Below are 2,983 nucleotides of genomic sequence, written 5' to 3'. Positions count from 1 at the left end.
ACTTTCTGGTCCTGTGCTGCAACACACTCTTGTAGCCGACGTACCCGCATTGTTCGTGCCGATCCAGAGAATATCTACCCCGACAAGACGGGGGTATCAGGAATATATATCTATCTTCAGAATAATATCCTGGAAATACTGGAGGGTCGGAGTGCTGATATCTCTCCGGAACTGGACAGAAACATGACCATCCCGGCGTTCTGTACAATGGTAAGCAAATTCTGCCAGTGGATTTATCATGTGCCAGCCCTCCCTCTGAATGTTTTCCTCACATTACTGTGAAAAAGTACTTTCATTCAGGGAAAACGGCGCCGGCTTCAGATGACATTGTTCCAGATCTTGCCCAGCCAGCTCTTGCTGTCCATTTTCGGGCGCACGTTGGCGTCCACCAGCAGGGCATAGCTATCCGTGTACCAGGAACTTCCCGGATAGTTGTGCCCCAGCACGGCGGCGGCGCTCTGGGCTTCCGCTGTAATCCCCAGCGCCAGATAGGCCTCCACCAGACGGTGCAGGGCCTCGGGGATGTGGCTGGTGGTCTGGTACTGTTCCACCACCGTGCGGAAGCGGTTGATGGCGGCGTTGTACTGTTCCCGCCGCAGGTACCAGCGGCCGATTTCCATCTCCTTGCCCGCCAGGTGGTCGCGGGTCAGGTCGATTTTCAGCTTTGCGTCCCGGGCGTATTTTGAATCCGGAAAGCGGCGCACAACCTCTTCAAGGTTGAACAGGGCCAGCTCGGTCATCTTCTGGTCCCGGCGCACGTCGGATATCTGCTCGTAATAGCACAGGGCCCGCATATAATAGGCATAGGGCACATCCTCATGCCCGGGATGCAGCTCGATAAAGCGCTCCAGCGCCAGGATGGCGTCCTCGTACTTCATGTCCTGATAGCTGGCGTACGCCGCCATCAGCTGGGATTTCGTGGCCAGTTCGGAATAGGGATGCTGGCGCTCCACCTCGTCAAAAAGCTTTGAGGCAGACTCGTATTTCTTTTTATCCATGGCCTCCTTCGCCTCGCCATAGATATCCTCGGCCGGGCGCTCCACATAGGCCGGCTTGTCATTCGAGGCACAGGCCGCCAAGGCCAGCAGGATCCCCGCCACAAGACATACGCGCAACGACACAGACATGCTTACCGGCTCCCTGAACAACAGGGGACCTTTATAGCATGGCGGCGGCAGGACGGAAAAGAAGATCCCTTACCGGGCAGGCCGGGCGATATACTTCCAGGTTTCACACTGGTGACTGTCGCTTGTGTATGCCCCCCGGGGCACTGGACATTCCATTGCAACAAATTGCCGCAAATTCCTGATCCAGTCTTTCATTGCAATAACAGAAGGCGCCGGGCAGTTCATCGGCCGGTGGACCAGAACATCCCACAGGATAAGGCAATCCTCCAGAAACTGCCGATGGGTAACGGCATGACTTTTTGCAAGACTTTCCGTACTTCCTGTCCCGTGCAGAAAATCCCTTGCAGCAACAAGCTGACCCGGATTCAGGGCGTGCAGGACAGCTTCGCCCTCCCAGAACAGGGCTGCCCTCTGATCGACCTCTCCGGCCGGTATTGCGGGGGAGCGGAATCTGGTCTTCTCCAGGATCTCGTCAATCCGCTGGGCAATTCTTCCAAAAAAATCTTCAATGTCTCTTTGAGACAGGGTTTTTTCATGGTTCCTGATATAATAATGACCAAGTTCCCGGCATTCTTCTGACCCCTGCCACGGCACCAGTCCAGCCGGAAGGTCTTCCTTTGAAAATCCCGGATTCCCCATGGCAAGCAGGACAATGTTTTTCGGATAGGCTCCGATCTTTTGGGCAATTTTCCAGGCCACCCGTTTGGCGGGTTCTGCACGCCCTCCCATGGCGTCCATCATTTCATCAACCATCTTGATGGTTCGGGCTGCCACTTCAGGATCAACAACAAAACCGGCCATTGCTTCTGCTCCATGATTCAGGACTCAACCGGGTCCTTTCTAGACTGCTCCAGTGAAAGTAAAAAACTATCCTGGTTTCGTCAGTGTTTTACAGTCCCACCTTGCGGGGGTCGAAAGCATCGCGCACGGCCTCGCCGATGAAGACCAGCAGGCTGAGCAGCACGCCCAGCACCGCGAACGCCGTCAGGCCCAGCCACGGGGCCTGCAGGTTCGCCTTGCCCTGGGACAGAAGCTCGCCCAGTGACGGCGAGCCCACAGGCATGCCAAGGCCCAGGAAATCCAGCGCCGTCAGCATGGTGATGGCGCCGCTGAGGACAAAGGGCAGGTACGACAGCGTGGCCACCATGGCGTTGGGCAGGATGTGGCGTACCATGATGCGCACGTCCCCTGCCCCCAGCGCCCGGGCGGCGCGGACATAGTCGAAATTGCGAGTGCGCAGGAACTCGGCCCGCACGATGCTGACCAGGCTGATCCACTCGAACAGCACCATGATCCCCAGAAGCCACCAGAACCCGGGCTGGACCAGGCTGGCCAGGATGATCAGCAGGAACAGGGTGGGCAACCCGGACCAGATCTCGATCACCCGCTGCAGCACCAGATCCAGCCATCCGCCGAAATAGCCCTGCAGCGCCCCGATGGCGAGGCCAATGGGCGTGGCCAGCACTGTCAGGGCCAGTCCGAACAGCACGGAAATGCGAAAACCATACATCACCCGGGCCAGGACATCCCGGCCGTTCTGGTCTGTGCCCAGCCAGTTTTCAGGGGATGGCGGCGCCGGATGCTGGCCCTTCACGTCATAGTTGATCGTGTCCCAGGAATAGCGCAGGGGGGGCCACAGCATCCATCCGTTGTCGCTGATAGACTTTGCGATGTACGGATCACGATAGTCCGCAATGGTACCCAGGTCCCCGCCGAATTCGTCTTCGATATAGTCGGTGAAAACCGGCGTATACAGTTGCCCTTTATACCACACCAGGTACGGCCGGTCGTTGCTGATGAACTCGGCAAACAGGGTCACCAGGAACAGGACCAGAAAGATCCACAGGGACCAGTAC

At 57.4% G+C, this 2,983-nt stretch carries 4 protein-coding genes; 1 reads left to right on the top strand and 3 read right to left on the bottom strand.

Features of this window, described 5'->3' with window-relative positions; all coding sequences use genetic code 11:
* A partial coding sequence (locus M3O22_05810) for a hypothetical protein (protein MDP9196266.1) occupies positions 1-282 on the top strand: 282 nt, incomplete at its 5' end.
* A 35-nt stretch (positions 283-317) separates the two neighbouring features.
* Here the strand turns inward: M3O22_05810 and M3O22_05805 are convergent.
* The 3 genes from M3O22_05805 to M3O22_05795 form a co-directional block, all read right to left on the bottom strand.
* Positions 318-1,127, bottom strand: coding sequence for an outer membrane protein assembly factor BamD (locus M3O22_05805; GenBank protein MDP9196265.1), 810 nt, complete (start codon positions 1,125-1,127; stop codon positions 318-320).
* A 69-nt stretch (positions 1,128-1,196) separates the two neighbouring features.
* Positions 1,197-1,928: a hypothetical protein gene (locus M3O22_05800; protein MDP9196264.1), complete on the bottom strand. Its 732-nt coding sequence runs from the start codon at positions 1,926-1,928 to the stop codon at positions 1,197-1,199.
* An 88-nt stretch (positions 1,929-2,016) separates the two neighbouring features.
* Positions 2,017-2,983: ABC transporter permease (locus tag M3O22_05795; GenBank protein MDP9196263.1), on the bottom strand; the 967-nt coding region annotated here is incomplete at its 5' end.

Source organism: Pseudomonadota bacterium, assembly GCA_030775045.1.
In the GTDB taxonomy this organism is placed as follows: Bacteria; Pseudomonadota; Alphaproteobacteria; order JALYJY01; family JALYJY01; genus JALYJY01.
The sequence above is the reverse complement of the archived record's forward strand: the minus strand, read 5'-3'. Positions and strand labels throughout refer to the sequence as shown.